The organism is Chryseobacterium sp. SN22 (assembly GCF_008329705.1).
In the GTDB taxonomy this organism is placed as follows: Bacteria; Bacteroidota; Bacteroidia; order Flavobacteriales; family Weeksellaceae; genus Chryseobacterium.
This window is the reverse complement of sequence record NZ_VTSX01000014.1, coordinates 21,424-39,485: the sequence shown is the minus strand read 5'-3', so window position 1 is coordinate 39,485 and position 18,062 is coordinate 21,424. Positions and strand designations below refer to the sequence as shown.

The 18,062-nt window shown below is 43.0% G+C and carries 15 protein-coding genes and 1 riboswitch; of the genes, 4 read left to right on the top strand and 11 right to left on the bottom strand.

All coding sequences use genetic code 11. The features are described 5' to 3' along the window. Positions 1–287 precede the first annotated feature (287 nt). Positions 288–2,558: an aconitate hydratase gene (locus tag FY557_RS10845; protein ID WP_149247276.1), complete on the top strand. Its 2,271-nt coding sequence runs from the start codon at positions 288–290 to the stop codon at positions 2,556–2,558. Between the two features lie 527 nt (positions 2,559–3,085). On the opposite strand, the gene FY557_RS10840 is transcribed toward FY557_RS10845, so the two are convergent. The 3 genes from FY557_RS10840 to FY557_RS10830 are packed head-to-tail and all read right to left on the bottom strand — an operon-like array spanning position 3,086 to position 5,122. Continuing rightward, the gene (locus FY557_RS10840; RefSeq protein WP_149247275.1) at positions 3,086–3,772 is read right to left on the bottom strand and encodes a LytR/AlgR family response regulator transcription factor; all 687 of its coding nucleotides are present in this window, start codon (positions 3,770–3,772) and stop codon (positions 3,086–3,088) included. Then, positions 3,765–4,778: a sensor histidine kinase gene (locus tag FY557_RS10835; protein ID WP_149247274.1), complete on the bottom strand. Its 1,014-nt coding sequence runs from the start codon at positions 4,776–4,778 to the stop codon at positions 3,765–3,767. Before FY557_RS10835 ends, FY557_RS10840 begins: the two co-directional genes overlap by 8 nt. After that, entirely contained in the window at positions 4,775–5,122 is a 348-nt protein-coding gene (locus tag FY557_RS10830) for a hypothetical protein (RefSeq protein WP_149247273.1), read from the bottom strand. The genes FY557_RS10835 and FY557_RS10830 overlap by 4 nt, the downstream gene beginning before the upstream one ends. A 159-nt stretch (positions 5,123–5,281) precedes the next feature. Between FY557_RS10830 and FY557_RS10825 the strand changes: the two genes are divergently transcribed. From FY557_RS10825 to FY557_RS10815, 3 genes are all read left to right on the top strand, one after another. After that, complete coding sequence (locus tag FY557_RS10825; RefSeq protein ID WP_149247272.1) at positions 5,282–7,399, top strand: outer membrane beta-barrel family protein; 2,118 nt, start codon at positions 5,282–5,284, stop codon at positions 7,397–7,399. A 137-nt stretch (positions 7,400–7,536) separates the two neighbouring features. Beyond that, positions 7,537–9,783: an outer membrane beta-barrel protein gene (locus tag FY557_RS10820; protein WP_149247271.1), complete on the top strand. Its 2,247-nt coding sequence runs from the start codon at positions 7,537–7,539 to the stop codon at positions 9,781–9,783. 159 nt (positions 9,784–9,942) lie between these two features. Then, on the top strand, positions 9,943–10,641 hold the full coding sequence (locus tag FY557_RS10815) for a DUF1345 domain-containing protein (RefSeq protein WP_149247270.1): 699 nt from the start codon (positions 9,943–9,945) through the stop codon (positions 10,639–10,641). Between the two features lie 258 nt (positions 10,642–10,899). Here the strand turns inward: FY557_RS10815 and FY557_RS10810 are convergent, their stop codons facing one another. The 8 genes from FY557_RS10810 to thiS all read right to left on the bottom strand — a co-directional run bounded on the left by FY557_RS10810 (position 10,900) and on the right by thiS (position 17,884). After that, positions 10,900–11,610, bottom strand: a complete 711-nt coding sequence (locus tag FY557_RS10810) for a HesA/MoeB/ThiF family protein (RefSeq protein WP_149247269.1) — start codon at positions 11,608–11,610, stop codon at positions 10,900–10,902. Positions 11,611–11,959: 349 nt separating this feature from the next. Further along, a complete protein-coding gene (gene thiH, locus FY557_RS10805) occupies positions 11,960–13,078 on the bottom strand; it encodes a 2-iminoacetate synthase ThiH (RefSeq protein WP_149247268.1) in 1,119 nt (372 codons plus the stop codon). 9 nt (positions 13,079–13,087) lie between these two features. Then, on the bottom strand, positions 13,088–13,864 hold the full coding sequence (locus FY557_RS10800; RefSeq protein WP_149247267.1) for a thiazole synthase: 777 nt from the start codon (positions 13,862–13,864) through the stop codon (positions 13,088–13,090). 10 nt (positions 13,865–13,874) lie between these two features. Next, positions 13,875–14,516, bottom strand: coding sequence for a thiamine phosphate synthase (locus tag FY557_RS10795; protein ID WP_149247266.1), 642 nt, complete (start codon positions 14,514–14,516; stop codon positions 13,875–13,877). A 29-nt stretch (positions 14,517–14,545) separates the two neighbouring features. Further along, positions 14,546–15,289, bottom strand: coding sequence for a hydroxymethylpyrimidine/phosphomethylpyrimidine kinase (locus FY557_RS10790; protein ID WP_149247265.1), 744 nt, complete (start codon positions 15,287–15,289; stop codon positions 14,546–14,548). Beyond that, positions 15,262–15,849 carry a thiamine phosphate synthase gene (locus FY557_RS10785; RefSeq protein WP_149247264.1) on the bottom strand — a complete coding sequence of 196 codons (588 nt, stop codon included), beginning with the start codon at positions 15,847–15,849 and terminating at the stop codon, positions 15,262–15,264. The genes FY557_RS10790 and FY557_RS10785 overlap by 28 nt, the downstream gene beginning before the upstream one ends. Then, complete coding sequence (gene thiC, locus FY557_RS10780; RefSeq protein ID WP_149247263.1) at positions 15,846–17,657, bottom strand: phosphomethylpyrimidine synthase ThiC; 1,812 nt, start codon at positions 17,655–17,657, stop codon at positions 15,846–15,848. Before thiC ends, FY557_RS10785 begins: the two co-directional genes overlap by 4 nt. A 20-nt stretch (positions 17,658–17,677) precedes the next feature. Beyond that, complete coding sequence (gene thiS, locus FY557_RS10775; protein ID WP_149247262.1) at positions 17,678–17,884, bottom strand: sulfur carrier protein ThiS; 207 nt, start codon at positions 17,882–17,884, stop codon at positions 17,678–17,680. A 56-nt stretch (positions 17,885–17,940) separates the two neighbouring features. After that, positions 17,941–18,038, bottom strand: a riboswitch (TPP riboswitch). Positions 18,039–18,062 lie beyond the last annotated feature (24 nt).

Genomic DNA, 18,062 nt, shown 5'->3' with positions numbered 1-18,062 from the left:
TAAACAGCACGACTGTTTACATGATACTGAAAGATTCCGATCCGCATGGATTGGAATCTTTCTTTTTTGTTTAGAATATTTCTATTTAAGACTGCCGAATTATTATTTTATCCTATATCAATGATCAAAATCTTATTTTTTCTTAAATTGATGGCTATTAATTATTTGATTACAGCATATTTCTTTTTCTTTATATACTGGAGGAACAGATTTTGCTGAATTAAAGAAATCGTATTTTTCGCTTAATGAAGCTGAAAAATTTATAAGAAAGAAAAAATAAATTAGATATGACTTTTGATATTGACATGATCAAAAAAGTGTACCAGCGTTATCCTGAAAGAATTGCAGCAGCAAGAGAAATTACGGGAAAACCACTTACACTTTCAGAGAAGATTCTTTACACCCACTTATGGGAAGGAAATGCAACCCAGGAATATGAAAGAGGGAATTCTTATGTAGATTTTGCTCCGGACCGCGTGGCTATGCAGGATGCTACGGCCCAGATGGCACTTCTGCAGTTTATGCAGGCCGGAAAAGCAAAAGTAGCGGTTCCTTCTACAGCACATGCCGATCACCTGATCCAAGCAAAAGTAGGGGCAGATAAAGATCTGCAGGAAGGAATCAACAAAAACTCGGAAGTTTTCAATTTCCTGAGCTCTGTCTGTGACAAATACGGAATCGGCTTCTGGAAACCGGGAGCAGGAATCATCCATCAGGTGGTATTGGAAAATTACGCTTTTCCGGGCGGCATGATGATCGGTACCGATTCCCATACGGTGAATGCCGGAGGCTTGGGAATGGTCGCCATCGGGGTAGGTGGTGCAGATGCCGTAGACGTAATGGCCGGAATGGCCTGGGAGCTTAAAATGCCTAAACTGATCGGAGTAAAATTAACCGGTAAAATGAGCGGATGGACAGCTCCGAAAGATGTAATTTTAAAAGTAGCAGGAATTCTTACCGTAAAAGGGGGAACCGGCTGCATCGTAGAATATTTCGGTGAAGGAGCGGAATCGCTTTCGGCAACCGGAAAAGGGACTATCTGTAATATGGGTGCTGAAATCGGTGCAACCACTTCCACTTTCGGGTATGATGATTCGATGAGAAGATATCTTGCCGCTACAGGAAGACAGGATGTTGTGGATGCCGCAGACCAGATTGCCGAGCACTTAACCGGCGACCCTGAAGTATATGCTAATCCGGAACAATATTTTGATCAATTAATTGAGATTAACCTTTCCGAACTTACGCCTCACCTGAACGGACCGTTTACTCCGGACTTGGCAACGCCTGTTTCTGAATTCAGAGCCAAAGCGGAAGCCAATGGATGGCCGCTGGAAGTTGAATGGGCCTTAATCGGTTCATGTACCAACTCATCATACGAAGACCTTTCGAGAGCAGCTTCTATCGTAGAAGATGCCGTAGCAAAAGGGGTTAAGCCAAAAGCCATCTTAGGAATCAACCCGGGCTCGGAACAGGTAAAATATACTGCAGAAAGAGACGGATTCCTGGATTCTTTCAGAAAATTTGAGAATGCCCGGATCTTTACCAATGCCTGCGGGCCTTGTATCGGACAATGGGATCGGGAAGGCGCTGAAAAAGGTGAGAAGAACTCCATTATCCATTCATTTAACAGAAACTTTGCAAAAAGAGCAGACGGAAACCCGAATACCCACGCCTTTGTAGCTTCTCCTGAAATGGTAGCTGCCGTGGCAATTTCCGGAAGACTGGATTTCAACCCGATTACCGATACCTTAACCGCAGAAAACGGAGAACAGGTAAGACTGGATGAGCCTAAAGGTTCCGAACTTCCGGCTAAAGGTTTTGCCGTAGAAGATAATGGCTATCAGGCACCATCTGAAGATGGTTCAGGCGTAGTAGTGGATGTTAGCCCGACTTCAGACAGGCTTCAGCTGCTTGAAGAATTCCCTGCATGGGATGGCCAGAACATTACCGGAGCAAGGGTTCTGATCAAAGCTTTCGGCAAATGTACCACCGACCATATTTCCATGGCAGGACCATGGCTGAAATACAGAGGCCACCTGGATAATATTTCCAACAACATGCTGATTGGAGCCGTAAATGCCTATAACATGGAAACCAATAAGGTGAAAAACCAGCTGAACGGTGAATACGGTGAAGTTCCTGCCGTACAGAGAGCTTATAAAGCTGCCGGAATCCCTTCGATTGTTGTCGGAGACCAGAATTACGGAGAAGGATCTTCCAGAGAACATGCGGCAATGGAGCCGAGACATCTTGGCGTAAAAGCGGTATTAGTAAAATCTTTTGCGAGGATTCACGAAACCAACCTGAAAAAGCAGGGTATGCTTGGACTGACGTTTGCTGATGAAGCGGATTATGATAAAGTACAGGAAGATGATGTAGTTAATTTCCTGGACCTTGACCAGTTTGCTCCTGGTAAACAGCTGACGCTGGAATTCATCCATATAGACGGTACCAAAGACATGATCATGGCCAACCATACGTACAACAACCAGCAGATCGAATGGTTTAAAGCGGGTTCTGCCCTGAACCTGATCAAACAGCAGGAAAAAAATTAATAATAACATTAATTCTTAATAGAAAAAGGCAGTTTCGTTTGAAACTGCTTTTTTATTTAATATAAGAAACTTACCGTCTCCTGCTTCCCTGATCTCTGCTTTGGATTCGTTAAATATGATTGTTTATAGACTTTTATGAATGACAATCATTTGATCATCTTCAATTACTTTTACAAGCTCTTTTGTCCGGCGGTTTTTATTTCTGTTTTTTGTTTTTTTTACTTTTTGATTCCCGAAATTATGTTTGAGATTAATCATGAAGTAACGGATATTCGGGTACTTGTTATAACATTTCTGATGGGATTTTATTCTACCCTGTAAAAAGCTGCTCCTCCGGGATTCTAAAACAATGTGAACCTGACCGTATTAAGGTCCAATTCATTTAGTTATGAAACAAAAACAAAGTAGGCCATTAAGTTTTAAATAGAATAACAAACAATTAGCTTGATTATTCAATACTTGTGAGCGTATTTCTGAAAAAGGAGCTTCCCGCATCCAACCCACCTCTTCCAACCATTATTTCAAGTTTACTTTATCCTCGTCAGAAAACCCATCCGGTAGCTCTCGCCTATCGGAATTTCATGTTCGGATACCAGTATTACTTTCTTGCCGGCAACATGATGGATCTTATGTAAATTGAGAATAAACGATTTATGGATTCTCACAAAAGATGTTTCAGGAAGCTGCTGCTCCATCGATTTTAAGGTGTCCAGGACGATATATTCCTGTTCTGCTGTTTTAATATTAATATAGTCCCTGATGCTTTCCACATACAGAATATCTTTAAAATTAATCCGATGCTGCTGACCTGAACACTTGACGAAAAAATGCGTCTCTTCTTTACTTTCTGCGGTTGTGAAACGTTCCTGTGCTTTCAGCGCACTTTTATAAAACCGTTCGAACGGGACCGGCTTCAACAGATAATCGATAATGTGATGCTCATACCCTTCCAATGCATATTCGGAATAAGCGGTGGTTAAAATGTATTTCTTTTTATCTCCCAGGATTTTCATGAAATTGATTCCGGTAAGTTCCGGCATCTGGATGTCCAGAAAAATTAAATCGGACTCATTTTTCTGAACATATTCCATTGCTTCGACCGGATTTTCCGTAGAGAAAACCATTTCCAGAAACGGCACTTTATTCACATAGCTTTCCAGCAGCGAAATGGCCAGCGGTTCGTCATCTACAATGACACATTTAATTTTAATCATTCCGCAAATCTATTTTTAAATCAACTGTAAATTCTGTATCCGAATTTTTTATATCCAGTTCATGCTTTCCGGGATACAGGATAGAAAGCCTTTTCTTGACGTTTTCAATTCCGATTCCGGAAACCTCATCTTTCATCCTTTCACTTTTATAGTTTAACAGATAAAAATGCAATATTTTCTTATCGTCGGAAATCCTCATTTCAAAACCTTTATCACGGAAATCTCCGTGTTTAAAAGCATTTTCCACAAACGGCACCAAAAGCATCGGGGAAATTTTCAGTCCGGGATGGCTGATTTTTTTCTCAAAGATCAACAGTTCGGGTTTTTTAATCCTGAGTTTTTCCAGAGCGGTCAGGCTGTCGATGTACCCGATTTCTTTATCCAGAGTAATAGAATCTTCGGTAAGGTCTTTCGTACTGTACCTCAGCAGGCGGCTCAGTTCTTCAATGGCAGGCAAAGCTTTTTCGGAATTCTGGTACACCAGCGAATAAATATTATTTAACGAATTAAAAATAAAATGCGGATTGATCTGGGTTTTTAAGGCCTGCAGCTCTGCCGTTTTCCTGGCTTCGATGAGCTCCGCTTTTTCAGATTCTGCATGGATAAAATACTGAAGGAACCAAAATGTCGTACTGATGAAAATGGCGGTGCTGCTGAAAAAAATATTATCGAAAAAATAAAAGGCAATTCCCGTATCGGGATCATAGTTCCTGAATCCCAACGTCGCTGGCAGCAAGACTTCTTCTATAGAATAGCGCACGATCACAAAACACGTTACACTCAGCAAAAAGGCAATAACGGATTTGTAGATTTTATCCGGCTCATAAAACCGGGGAACAATAATAAAATAGTTCACATAAAAGGATATAAAGCTGGTAAGGAAAAAAGTGATTTTAAAGGTAAGGGATTTTTCAGAATCAAATACGAAATAAGGGATCACTACCGATCCGATAATATAAATTGTCCAGAAAAAAATGTGGAACCAAACAAGTTTATACGTTTTCATCGTAATTCTTTATTATTAACGAAAATACTTTTTGAGGAGGAATAATGCAAATATACCGAAACCGTTACGGTATTCCTGTTTTCCATTGTAAGGCTGCCTTTTTTCGGCAACCGGTATCTGAATCCGGATCCTACCGCAATACTTTGGGGCATCGTGAGCTTTGAGGACAGATGGATTTCTTTATCGGAAAGATTTTTTATTTCCAGGGTCACCGGAGCTTTTACTTCATTAATGTAAAGATTTTCCCCCGGATGTACCGTCAGGGTCTTCCATACATCCACCCGGTGAAGCGGCATACAGAAATGCGCATACATTAAGCTGAAAATAAGAATAACATTTTTCATAGCTCAAAAATAGTCAGGACCACGGCATTTTCTGCATCGGAATCGGCGAAACGTCTGAAATTATCGACGAAATAAGGTTGATCGGATGAAAACCGATGCATGTCTAAATGCTGTTTTATCCTATTCTATATCAAAATACATTTGTCGAAAAAAATTACTATGAAAAATATTCCTGTGTTAGCTTGCCTTTTGGTTTCTTCCTTATTCTGGTCACAAGTAAAAAAAGACAGCGTTCAGACTATTGAAAAAATTGAAATCCTGGTTAAGAAAAAACTGCTGGAGCGGAAAGCCGACCGGATGATCTTTAATGTGGAAGCTTCCATCGCTTCACAGGGAATGGACGGCTCGGAAACGTTGGCCAATGTTCCGATGATCAAAGTGGATGAAAATCTCGGCTCTGTTTCTATCGTCGGGAAAAGCAGCGTGAACGTGATGATCAACGGCAGGATGCTGAACCTTTCCGGACAGGCCCTGCTGAATTACCTGAAATCCATCCGTTCGGAAAATATTGCCAAAATAGAAGTGATCACCACACCGCCGGCAAAATACGAAGCCCAGGGCAACAGCGGACTGATCAACATCATCCTGAAGAAAAATCCGAACCTGGGATTCAGCGGCAGCATCAGCTCCAACCTGATCCAGAGGACTTACTCCGGATTCAGCGACAACGGAATCCTGAGCTACCAGACCGAAAAATTCAGCAGCAGCCTGAAACTGGTCTATTACGACTCCGCCAAAAGGTCCGATGAAAATTACAGCATGATCGGGGCAACCCGGAATTACAGCAGCTCCGTAAGAAGGGATATGTGGAACGAACTGACACCCGGCATCAGCATATCCTATAAAATCAGCAAAAATTCTGAAGCCGGATTCGAATATCTTTATGCCCACCAGAGGTCCGGAATGGATATCGTCAACAGAACCAGGAATATCAGTCCGGCCGGCCAGGAAGAAAACCTTCTCACCAACACTTTCCACCGCGAAAAGGAACCTACCCATACCTTGAGCGCCTATTATGACCTGAAACTGGATTCATTAGGAAAGAAATTAAGCATTACAGGAAATTTTTACAAAAACAATTCAGATACGGAGGTTAACTTTGCTACCCAGAAGCTTTCCGACAATACATTGCAGAATGTAAAAACCCTTTCCCTGGTTTCACCGCAGATCTTTTCCGCACAGGCAGACCTTGAACTTCCGTTTTCTTTCGGAACCATTGAAACCGGGGTGAAATTTAATCAGTTTAAAAACAATTCCGATTTAAAATATTTCAATCTTGCCGGGAACGGGTATGTGTCTGATGAAAACAGGGCCGATCTTTTCCGGTACAGGGAAGAGAATTATGCCGCTTATTTCAGTTATGCTAAAAATTTTGGGGAGCATTGGGAAACCAAAGCCGGTCTCCGCTACGAAAATACGTCGGCAGAAAGTTATACGCCTTCTACAGGCACCGCAAATTCATATCGTTACGGCCGGTGGTTCCCGTCTGCCTATGTTTCTTACAAAAAAGATAGAAATATTTTCAGCCTGGCCTACTCAAGAAGGATCAACCGCCCGGGAATGGGCAGCCTGAATCCGTTCCGATGGTATTCCAACCCTTATTCCTATTCTTCCGGAAATCCTCTGCTGACACCGTCCTATATCAATAACCTGGAATTGGGCTACACCTTTAACAACAAGCTGACCACAAGCCTTTATTATATGAGACTTAAAAATGCATTCGGGCAGGTTTCTTTCCAGGACGGGCTTTCACAGATCTCAACGTATCTGAATTATTATAACAATAATTCCTTCGGGCTTACTATTTCCTATACCGATACCTTTTTTAAATGCTGGGAGTCTACAATAGCAGTAAACGCAAGCAGGCAGCGTTCGGAAATTTTCGGGCTGGATGCCCAACCGCAGAAAGGGAATTCATTCAGTTATTCCATCAACAATACCTTTACCCTGAATAAAACCAAAACCCTTGCTTTTTTCCTGAACTACGAACAGAGCCTGCCTTCCCGGAATGTAAATTACTATTATCATAATTTCTCCGATCTTTCATCAGGTCTTAAATTTTTCCTGATGGAAAAGAAGCTGCAGATCAATGCGACCGTCACCAATATTTTTGCCCAGCGGTTCCGTGGTGATATCTATTTTACCGATAGCATTCATCAAATCAATAATTACTGGGACGGCAGGAGTTTCCGGCTGAGTGTAAACTATACTTTCGGAGGCCAAAAAAAGAAGATCCGGAAAAAGACCATTAATTTTGAAGAAAAGGAAAGGATATAAGCTTCATATCAACTAAATTCTAATCATTAAGAATATTGTTAAGCTTAAAGCAAGCTTTTTGATCAAAGATTCATAATTTTCTCCGGACCTGTAACAAAATCTGTTTTCCGGTGTCTAATCAATCGAATTGAAAGAGCATGAAAAAAACACTTATTACTTTATCTTTCCTGAGCTTGGCCTTTGCTTCCGCCCAGGAAAAAACCAATACCCAGGCGACTAAAGAGAAGCAGATCGAAGGCGTTGTCATTACCAAAACTAAAAAAGCCGTTGAGCAAAAAGCCGACCGTACAATCTTCGATTTCTCGGAACAGCCCCAGCTGAACAACGGGAATGTGCTGGAAGGAATCAAAAAACTTCCCGGCCTGGTTTCTACCGATATTGCCGGCATGATGTACCAGGGTAAGGTACTGGACGTTTACCTCAACGGAAGACCTCTGAATATCACTTCCAACGAACTGAATTCCTTCCTTGAAGGAATGCCTGCCAATTCGGTGGACCGGATTGAAGTGATTACCCAGCCCGGTGCGGAATTCCCGGCAACTTCAGGAGGCGCGATCATGAACATCATTACGAATAAGAATGCCAATAAATATTTAACCGCTACCTATTCCGGAAACTACTCTTTCACCAATTACGATAAATTCAGAAGCCGCACCAGCAATTCCCTGAACCTGAATGCCCGAAACAAAATTTTCGGCTGGCAGCTGAACGTCGGCCAGAATTACCGCGAAAGCATGCTCAGCACCGATCAGGATGCCCTGCTATACAGCGATACCAACCGCTATGGCCGGGGATATTTTGCAAAATCCGGAATTACTTTCGATCTCGGACAGGACCGGTTGCTTTTAAACTACGATATTTACCATAACAACAATGATAATTATACTTTAAGTCATGGTGACGGCGAGAAAAAAGAGCTGATTCCGAATACTGATCCGAAGGAATATAAGTACAGAGACTTTTATTTTGATGCTTCGGATGCTGCAAATACGCTTAATACCAGACAGGAAGCCGTTATAACCTATCAGAAAAGATTTTCAGAAAAAACGCAGAAGCTTGATTTTCAGTTTGGCTACACAAAATCCGACAGCCAATTTGATCAGGACAATATTTTTAGAAGCGGGGCATATTCTAATCCTGAAGAACCCTATGCCTTTTCATTAGGACGGGTTCTAAGCAACTCCTCTACAATGCGGATTGCCAATTTCAAAGTAGACTATTCACAGCCTCTCAAGCTGATGGACGGCGGTAAGGTAAGCCTGGGAGGGTTATATGAAAGACAGGACTTTAAAACGGAAAGCTTTGGAATCACGAACCTCGATTATCAGAGACAAACCACCGCTACCTATCTGGAATTACAGGCCAAACTGAAAAAATTCGATTTTATCCTGGGAACCCGAGCCGAAAACTATGATATTTCAGGAATTACCAGATATTATGAAAAGGATAAGAACAATAATGATGTTCTGGTAGAAGCCGGTTTGCTGCCTTTTAATAAATTTAAATTATTCCCGAATGCCAGCGTTCAGTACAACCTGATGGAACAGGTGCACGTAACAGCCAATTACAACAAAAAGATCAGCCTGCCGAGCATTTCCGCCCTGAATCCCAATAATGTCACTTTCCAGGGCCCGAACACTCAGGTGACGGGTAACCCGAATCTACAGCCTACGATCTTTGACAATTACGAACTGAAAATTTCAGCTTTCGACTATGCCTTCATCGGCTACAGTGTGAGCTCAGCAAAAAACCAGGTAGCCCAGATCATCCGCAGGGAAGGGAAAAACCTTTTCAACGAGCAGATCAACATATCGGAAATGAAAATCCATAATTTCAATGTCGGACTGCCGGTTCCGTTTATGATTTTCAGCAAACCGTTAAGCGAGATCATGAAGTTCAACTTCAATCCGGATAAGATCAACTTTATGTACATCTATGCCGGTTATCAGAAACATGATATTGCCGATCTGGACAATAAAGGTTTCTGGATCTTTAATATCATGACCCAGATTATTTTACCGAAGGAAATCAAGCTGACGGCCAATTACAGTTATTTGACACCTAAAGCCGGATATTTTTATTTTACGGCAGAAAAACCATTCAATAACTCCTTTGACCTGACACTGACGAAAAAATTTATGGATAACCGACTGACGGTTTCCGTATTTGCCAATGATATCTTCAACGGGCAGGTGATGCAGGTCCGATCCAATCCGCCGCAGGGACAATCGGTTTACATGAGAAATAAATATGACACCCGAAACTTCGGATTATCGGTAAACTATAAAATTCCAACCAGAAACAAGCTGGCAAAAGAAGACCAGAGCATCCTGAAAGAAAGCAAAAAAGATGACAACGGCGGAATGGTTCCGCAGGGGCAGTAAACCGTTTAAATAAACAGAAATAATAAGCCCTTTTAATGTAAAAATTAAAGGGGCTTATTATTTATTCAGGTCGTCACTTCCGCTATTAAAAAAAACTTAATTTCCCTTTTACCAGGTGCAGCGCAAAAGATTTTTCTCTATTTTTAAAAAAAATTCCGGATGGCAAAAATTGAAACAAAGGAAAGCTTGTTATTAAGCCTTAGCCCTGTGAAAAGAGGCATCATTAGTCTTCTGGCCGCTGCCGTGGTTTTCTTTTTGATTTTCAGGCTGGACCTTAAACCAATGATCATTCTGATTTTCTGCTGGCTGGCGTTTTCTCTGGTCTTCCTTTTCCTTGACTGGCAGGTGATCCTGCACCGGAAAGTGGATGACATCCGTAAAAAAGCCAGGGCCGATGACGGCAACGCCGTTTTTGTTTTTGCCACCATCATCATTGCATCTTTAGCAAGCATGTTTGCCATATTTTTTCTGGTTACTTCCAAAGACAAAGGGGTGCAAAAAGAAATCTATTTCCTTCCTGCCGTTCTTGGTGCAATGATCCTATCCTGGGTGATGGTGCAAACCCAATACGTTTTTCATTATGCCCGCGAGTATTATGATGAGGATGATTCCGGCAAAAAAGAGGAAGCCGGAGGACTTAAATTTCCGACGGAAGATGAAAACGAAACTTATCACCCCGATTATCTGGATTTTGCTTACTATTCTTTCTGCATGGGCTGTACCTTTCAGGTCTCTGATGTCAGTATTACGTCCAGGAATTTAAGGAGAATCACCATGATCCACGGACTGCTCGCCTTTTTTATGAATACCTTTGTCGTGGCACTTACCATCAATCTCGTTGCCGGGCTTAACGGTTAAAAATAGAACTTCCGCGGAATGATCTGCTACACAGATATTGCTCCTCTAGAGTAAAGCCAATACCTGATCAATTATTTCAATAAAGTAGAAAGCGGAATAATTCAAGATTTCAGACAAAGTTCTTTTAGCAGCTGACAAAAAATTCGGTTTGATAATTAGGTTGTTGGGTTGTGACATTAATTCGAAAAAGCTTCCGGCACCCAGCCTCCCTTTTCCAGCCTATTAATCTGAACTACCTTAGGTCTATGAAATTTCCGTTTAAAAATCCACCGTTTGAAAAGTCCAGTTCCATGTATCAACTAAGGTCAGCCTGTTTACTGGTACAGGCAGATCAGTGATGATGTTCAGTGCTAAATGGGCCATTATGCTTCCCACGATCCCAGGCAAGGGGCCCAGTACCCCCAGGCTGTCACAGTCGGGGAGGTTTTCATCTGAAGGCGGTTCCGGGAAAATATCCCTCAGGTTGTGGCTACCCTGGTAATTAAAAACTGCAACCTGGCCCGAAAAGCCTAGAATGCTTCCGTAGACCAGCGGTCTTCCGAGCTTTACACAGGTATCGTTCACCAGGTATCGCGTCGCGAAATTATCAGAGCCATCCACGATGATATCATAAGCTGAAATTAATTCTTCCGCATTGGCAGCATCTATTTTCAGGCGATGTCCGATAAAATTAACATGATGATTGAGATTCTTAACGAATTGTTCCGCACTTTTCACTTTGGAAATGCCGACTGAATATTCGTGGTGGATGACCTGCCGGTTTAAATTGTGAAGTTCCACCTCATCGAAGTCTGCTACGGCTAAATTACCGACTCCCGCCGCAGCCAGGTACTGGATCACCGGGCTGCCTAACCCACCCGCCCCGATAATCAGGACTTTGGCATTCATGATTTTCCGCTGACCATCCAGTCCGATTTCCTCTATGAAAATCTGGCGGCTGTAACGGGCAAAAATATCTTCCCCTTTCATTTTCTTTATTTTAAGATTGATTTCAGCAGGTAAGAAATATTAAGTATTCGCAAGCGAATAAAATAAGCTCAATGCATAATTTTTAAACCAATATGAATTCGACCCTATTTAATTTAAATTCAGCGGGTTATCAAAACAGAAAGTATAAATTCAAATTCTGAATAAAGATTTCAACAAGGTCCCCTCTGATGAAGTGACAAATGTTTTCATCTGATCATCAATACTTTTGGTGTAACATTGACACAGGAAACCTGCAGCTTCCCTCTTCCAGCCTATTAACCTTATTTCTTCTTCGGGTTCACGCAACTTAAGCTTAATTCTTTAATAAAAGCTTAATCGTCTTTTCGTTTTATACTCCGCTGTAAACAGTATCCCAGTCTTTCATGACCGGATCGTAGCCGGCTTCTCTGATGATACTTTGTATCTCTTCCATGCCTCTCTCATCGCTGATTTCAAATTGTTCCAGGGCTTCTTTGTCTACCGCATATCCGCCGGGATTGGTTTTGGAAGCAGCACTCATAGCCGTTGCACCTAAGGAAATGATATGGTTCCTGAACGTTTCGTTTTCCCGGGTTGAAATGGAAATTTCAAGATCCTCGTTCCAGATGCGGTAGGCACAGATCAGCTGCAATAAATCTTTATCAGACATAATAAAATTCGGCTCGATAATGCCTTCCGCCGGCCGGAGCCTTGGAAAGGATACGGAAAACCTGGATTTCCAATACTGCTTCTGAAGGTAATCGATATGGAGTGCGTTGAAAAAGCTGTCTACCCTCCAGTCTTCCAGCCCGAGCAGGACCCCAAGTCCCATTTTATGGATCCCCGCTTTCCCGATCCGGTCAGGCGTTTCCAGACGGAAACTGAAGTTTGATTTTTTGCCTTTCGGATGGTATTCTTTGTATACTTCCTGATGATAGGTTTCCTGGTAAACCAGAACGGCATTTACCCCTGCTTCATGCAATTGACGGTATTCTGCCTCCGATAACGGCTGGACCTCAATGGAGATATTGGCAAAATGAGGCTTCAACAGTTTTACGGCATTCAGAAAATAACTGATTCCGACTGTCTTATTGGCTTCTCCGCTCACCAGCAACACATGATTCACACCCATCGATTTTAAAACCGAGGCTTCAATCATCAGCTCCGTATCAGACAGGGTTTTGCGCCTGATCAGATTATCAAGGCTGAAGCCGCAGTACGTACAGATATTCTGACATTCGTTGCTGAGGTAGAGCGGTGCGTACAGCTGAATGGTTTTCCCGAAACGTTTTTGAGTGAGTTGCTGCGTTATCCCAGCCATCACTTCAAGCTTCCCGGCAGCAGCCGGGGAAATGAGATTCAGGAAATCATCAATCGTCCTGTTGTTTTTGTGCAGGCTTCTCTCAACATCGGACAGCGTTACCTTTTCCAGCCTGAATTTGATTTCATCCCACCGGTACTGTTCAAAAACAGATGTAAAACTTTTCATCTTTCAGATTTAATCAAACAAAAAAGAAGTCAGCGGGCTTGATGCTTCCGCATGTTTTGAAACGGCTCCCAACCCTGATTCGTATGCCCTTCTTCCGGCAACAACACCCTCTTTAAAAGCTAAAGCCATGCGCACGGGATCTCCGGCAACGGCAATCGCCGTATTCACCAGCACTGCGTCGGCGCCCATTTCCATCGCTTTTGCCGCGTCGGAAGGCGCTCCTATCCCGGCATCCACGACAACTGGAACGTTGCTCTGGCTGATAATAATCTCTAAAAAATCCAGGGTTTTCAGACCTTTGTTGGTTCCGATCGGTGCACCCAATGGCATAACAACAGCTGTTCCCACATCCTCCAGGCGTTTGCACAATACCGGATCAGCATGAATATAAGGCATTACCACAAAACCTAATTTGGCCAGTTCTTCCGTCGCATATAAGGTCTCAATCGGATCAGGGAGCAGGTATTTAGGATCGGGGTGGATTTCCAGTTTAACCCAGTTTGTTTCCAGGGCTTCCCGCGCCAATTCCGCAGCCAGTACTGCCTCTTTGGCCGTTCTTGCGCCTGAAGTATTCGGTAACAGATGTGCTTTTGTGGGTTTTAAGGCATTCAGCAGATCGTCTTCCTGCGATTGGGAATCGATCCTTTTTAAAGCCATGGTTACCAGTTCGCTGCCTGAAGCGATGATGGAATCCGTCATTTCCGAAAGGTTACCGAACTTCCCGGTTCCCAGGAACAGTCTTGATTCAAAAGTCCGGCCGGCAATAATTAAATTCTGATTATTCATAGGTAAATTTTTATCCGTTTTGTAAAATCATATCCTCCTGATACAAAGCATTTCTAAATGCACCGATCATCGAAGGCTGGTTTGTAATCTGCCCTGAAACAGCCACACCGTAAATCCCGGATTGCTGCAGCCGTCTGATATCATCCAAAACCACTCCTCCGATTGCAAATATTTTTGGAATTTCAATTGATTTTTCCCGAAGGTTCCTGATGATTGTTTCATAGCCGTCAAAACCCAGGACCGGGCTCAGCTGTTCTTTAGTTGAGGTAAAACGTAAAGGCCCCAGACCTATATAGTCGCAGGATTCGTTTATCCGCTGAAGGACATCAGAAAATGTATTTGCCGTACCACCGATGATTTTGGTTTCTCCTAAGACAGATCTTGCTGCTTCAACAGCCATGTCATCCAAACCTAAATGAACGCCATCCGCATCGATCTCCTTTGCTATTTTAACATGATCGTTAATGATACACACCGATTTGTATTCCGAACAGAGCTTTTTTACATTTTCACAAAGTCTGATCAATTCTTTTTCAGTAGAATTTTTCCAACGGACCTGTATCCATTGGATCCCGTTGTCTAAGGCATTTTTAATATTGAATTCCTGTTCGGCTTGTGTAAAGCCCTGCGAAATATATTGTAGTTTTTCCATTTTATTTTTTAATTTAATAAAGAAATTTTTCAGGAATGGAATCCCAGCAAACCGGGAGTACCCGTTAAAAATTTTTCAATGTATTCTTTTCCTTGCCGGCAGGCAGTTTCCATATGTTCTCCTTTCGCCAGATGCGCCGCGATAGCAGATGACAGCACACAGCCCGAGCCGTGTTTAGGATAATAAGTTAATATTCTCTCATTTGGGTAAATAAAAATTTCTTTACCCTTCTCCCAAAGAACATCGGTTCCCGGCAAGTCTTTCCGGTGCCCTCCTTTAATCAGAACCGCACAGGAACTCCCCTCCTGGTCAAACAGGTTGCTATCCAGCAAAATCTGGTTTTCATTATAATTGGGAGTGATCAGATCCATTTGGTTTAAAATATTTTTTAATTGTGATACCGTATTCAAATCAAAAAAGGTAAACTCAGAAGTACTTTTCAGCACCGGATCCCAGACAACCTTTGCTTCGGGAGCATGGAGTTTAATGGTATTGATAATCTCATTTAAAAATTCAGCATCCTTTACCACTCCGATCTTGACTGCCTTAACCGGATATTCTTTTATTAAAATCCCAAGGGCTGACACCACCTGTTCCAAGGGCTGCCATTCCAGATTTAAACATCTGTTTTCAGTTTGTACTGTCATGGCCGTACACACGCCTAATCCCTGGACCCTTAGCTGTTCAAAAGTTTTACAGTCGGCAAGGATCCCTGCTCCGCCGCTTGGGTCGAAGCCGGCAACGGTCATAACAAAAGGGCGTTCTCCCTGCATTGAATATATGTTCTTAAAGGTTCTTTACTTTCCCAGATTGCTCCCAGCAAAGCGGCTCCGTCAACATCTTCTGAAAAAACCGTCTTGATGTTATGTTTATTGATGCCGCCCAAGGCAATAAGTCCCGAATCGTCATTTTCCCGCTGCCGGATGCTTTCCAGAATTTTCGTACCGTTTCCATAACCTCTTTTGGAAATACTCGGAAAGACCGGACTGATCAGCGCGTATTCCCACCGGGCGTCTAGTGTATTGAAGCAATTAATGCTATGCACGGAAGTCGATACGATATATTCTTCAAAAAAATGATCCGGAATATTCGGTCTTTCCGATTCTTTAAAGTAGAGCCTGGAAGTACCAAATTCTTCAGCCAGGATATAATGGCTGTACAGAACCAGCTGTTCATGGTAGCCGGAATCAATATTTTTTATATAATTTCTCATCGCTGCGGCATCCATCACCGGTTTTCTCACATGAAGCAACTCCAGCCCTTCCTGAAACAATTCATTAATGATTTCAATTTCATTCGGGACGGGTTGTTCAGGGGTGATTACAATGATCATATATAAATCTCCTTCCCTTTTTCGATGAATTCCTGGGATTTATCCAGCATTCCTTTTTCGGCAGACTCACGGATTTCCTGGGTGATTTTCATCGAGCAGAATTTCGGTCCGCACATCGAGCAGAAATGTGCCACCTTGGCGCCGTCGGCAGGAAGGGTTTCATCATGGTAAGATCTTGCGGTCTCCGGATCCAGCGAAAGGTTGAACTGGTCTTCCCAACGGAATTCAAACCTTGCCTTACTCAATGCATTGTCTCTGTACTGCGCTCCGGGATGGCCTTTTGCCAGATCTGCCGCATGGGCAGCCAGCTTATAGGTAATTACACCAACTTTTACATCGTCCCTGTTCGGAAGCCCAAGATGTTCTTTCGGAGTTACATAACACAGCATGGCACAGCCGAACCAGCCGATCATAGCCGCACCGATACCGGAAGTGATGTGATCGTATCCCGGTGCAATATCCGTTGTCAGAGGCCCTAAGGTATAAAAAGGAGCTTCGTGACATTCTTCCAGCTGCTTGTCCATATTTTCCTTGATCATGTGCATCGGAACATGGCCAGGGCCTTCGATCATTACCTGAACGTTGTGCTTCCAGGCAATCTTTGTAAGCTCTCCCAATGTTTCCAATTCTGCAAACTGCGCTTCATCATTGGCATCGGCAATGGAACCCGGACGGAGACCGTCTCCCAGGGAAAAAGCAACATCGTATTGTTTCATGATCTCGCAGATCTCTTCGAAATGCGCGTACAGGAAGTTTTCCTTATGATGGAAAAGGCACCATTTGGCCATAATCGAACCGCCTCTGGAAACAATCCCGGTTACCCGTTTTGCCGTCAGGTGGATATACCTCAACAGGACACCGGCATGAATGGTGAAATAGGAAACGCCCTGTTCCGCCTGTTCGATTAACGTATCTTTAAAAATTTCCCAGGTTAAGTCTTCCGCGACTCCCTTTACTTTTTCCAGTGCCTGGTAAATCGGCACGGTACCGATAGGAACCGGGCTGTTTCGGATGATCCACTCCCTTGTTTCATGGATATTTTTTCCGGTGGAAAGGTCCATGATCGTATCGGCACCCCACCGGCAGGCCCAGACCGCTTTTTCAACTTCTTCTTCAATACCTGAGGAAACGGCACTGTTCCCGATGTTGGCATTGATTTTCACCAAAAAATTTCTTCCGATAATCATCGGTTCACTTTCCGGATGGTTAATGTTGTTGGGAATAATGGCCCTTCCCGCAGCAATTTCGTCCCTTACAAATTCGGGAGTGATTTTACCTTTGGGTGTTCTCGCTCCAAAACTGTTTCCGGCATGTTGGAAAGCCATTTCGTCAGGAACGGTCTCCAGCTGTTCGATCCTTTGGTTTTCCCTGATGGCGATGTACTCCATTTCAGGAGTGATGATTCCCTGTTTGGCGTAATACAATTGGGTAACTTCCTTTCCTTCTTTCGCTACTTTCGGTTTATGGTTGTAAGAAAACCGAAGTTCATCCAGTTTCGGGTCGGCGAGCCTTGTCTTACCGTATTCTGAGGTAATGCCCTCCAGGATTTCGACATCGTTCCGGTCCAGGATCCACTGTTCCCTGATCCTGGGAAGCCCCTTTTCAATGTCGATTTCAGAATTTTCATCGGTATACGGTCCCGAAGTGTCGTAAACAGTAACCGGCGGGTTGTGTTCCCGTGTTCCGTTGGAAAGTTTCGTTGGACTGAGTTCTACTTCACGCATTGCTACCTGGATGGGATGGATTTCCCCTTTCACGTAGATTTTTTTTGAGTTCGGAAAAGGCGAACGGGTGATGTTATGAGCCATATAATTTGTTTTTATTGGGATTAACCGCCCTGAGTGGCAGTGATGATTAAAATAGAATCTTTGTCATTGAGCAATGTCTCCGGCCAGGAATGCTGCGGAATAATACAGTTGTTAAGGGCTACGGCAATGCCTTTCTGCTTTTGAGGAAGTTCCATAGCCAGTAATACTTCCAGTGTAGCAGGAAGTACATCAAAAGTTTTTTGGGTGTAGTTGATTGTGAGTTCCATTCCTAAATTTTTTATCTGCTTTAGGAATGCCCATGACGGTACAATAGAATGTACGGCAAAGTCATTGCACTTTTCCCTACGCCGGTATGATCCGGATCAGGTTCAAAGGGTAATTCTCAGCCTGCTTTTTCAACAGACACCCCTAAAGTCTGAGACGAAGGTAGCCATTTTTTCTGAA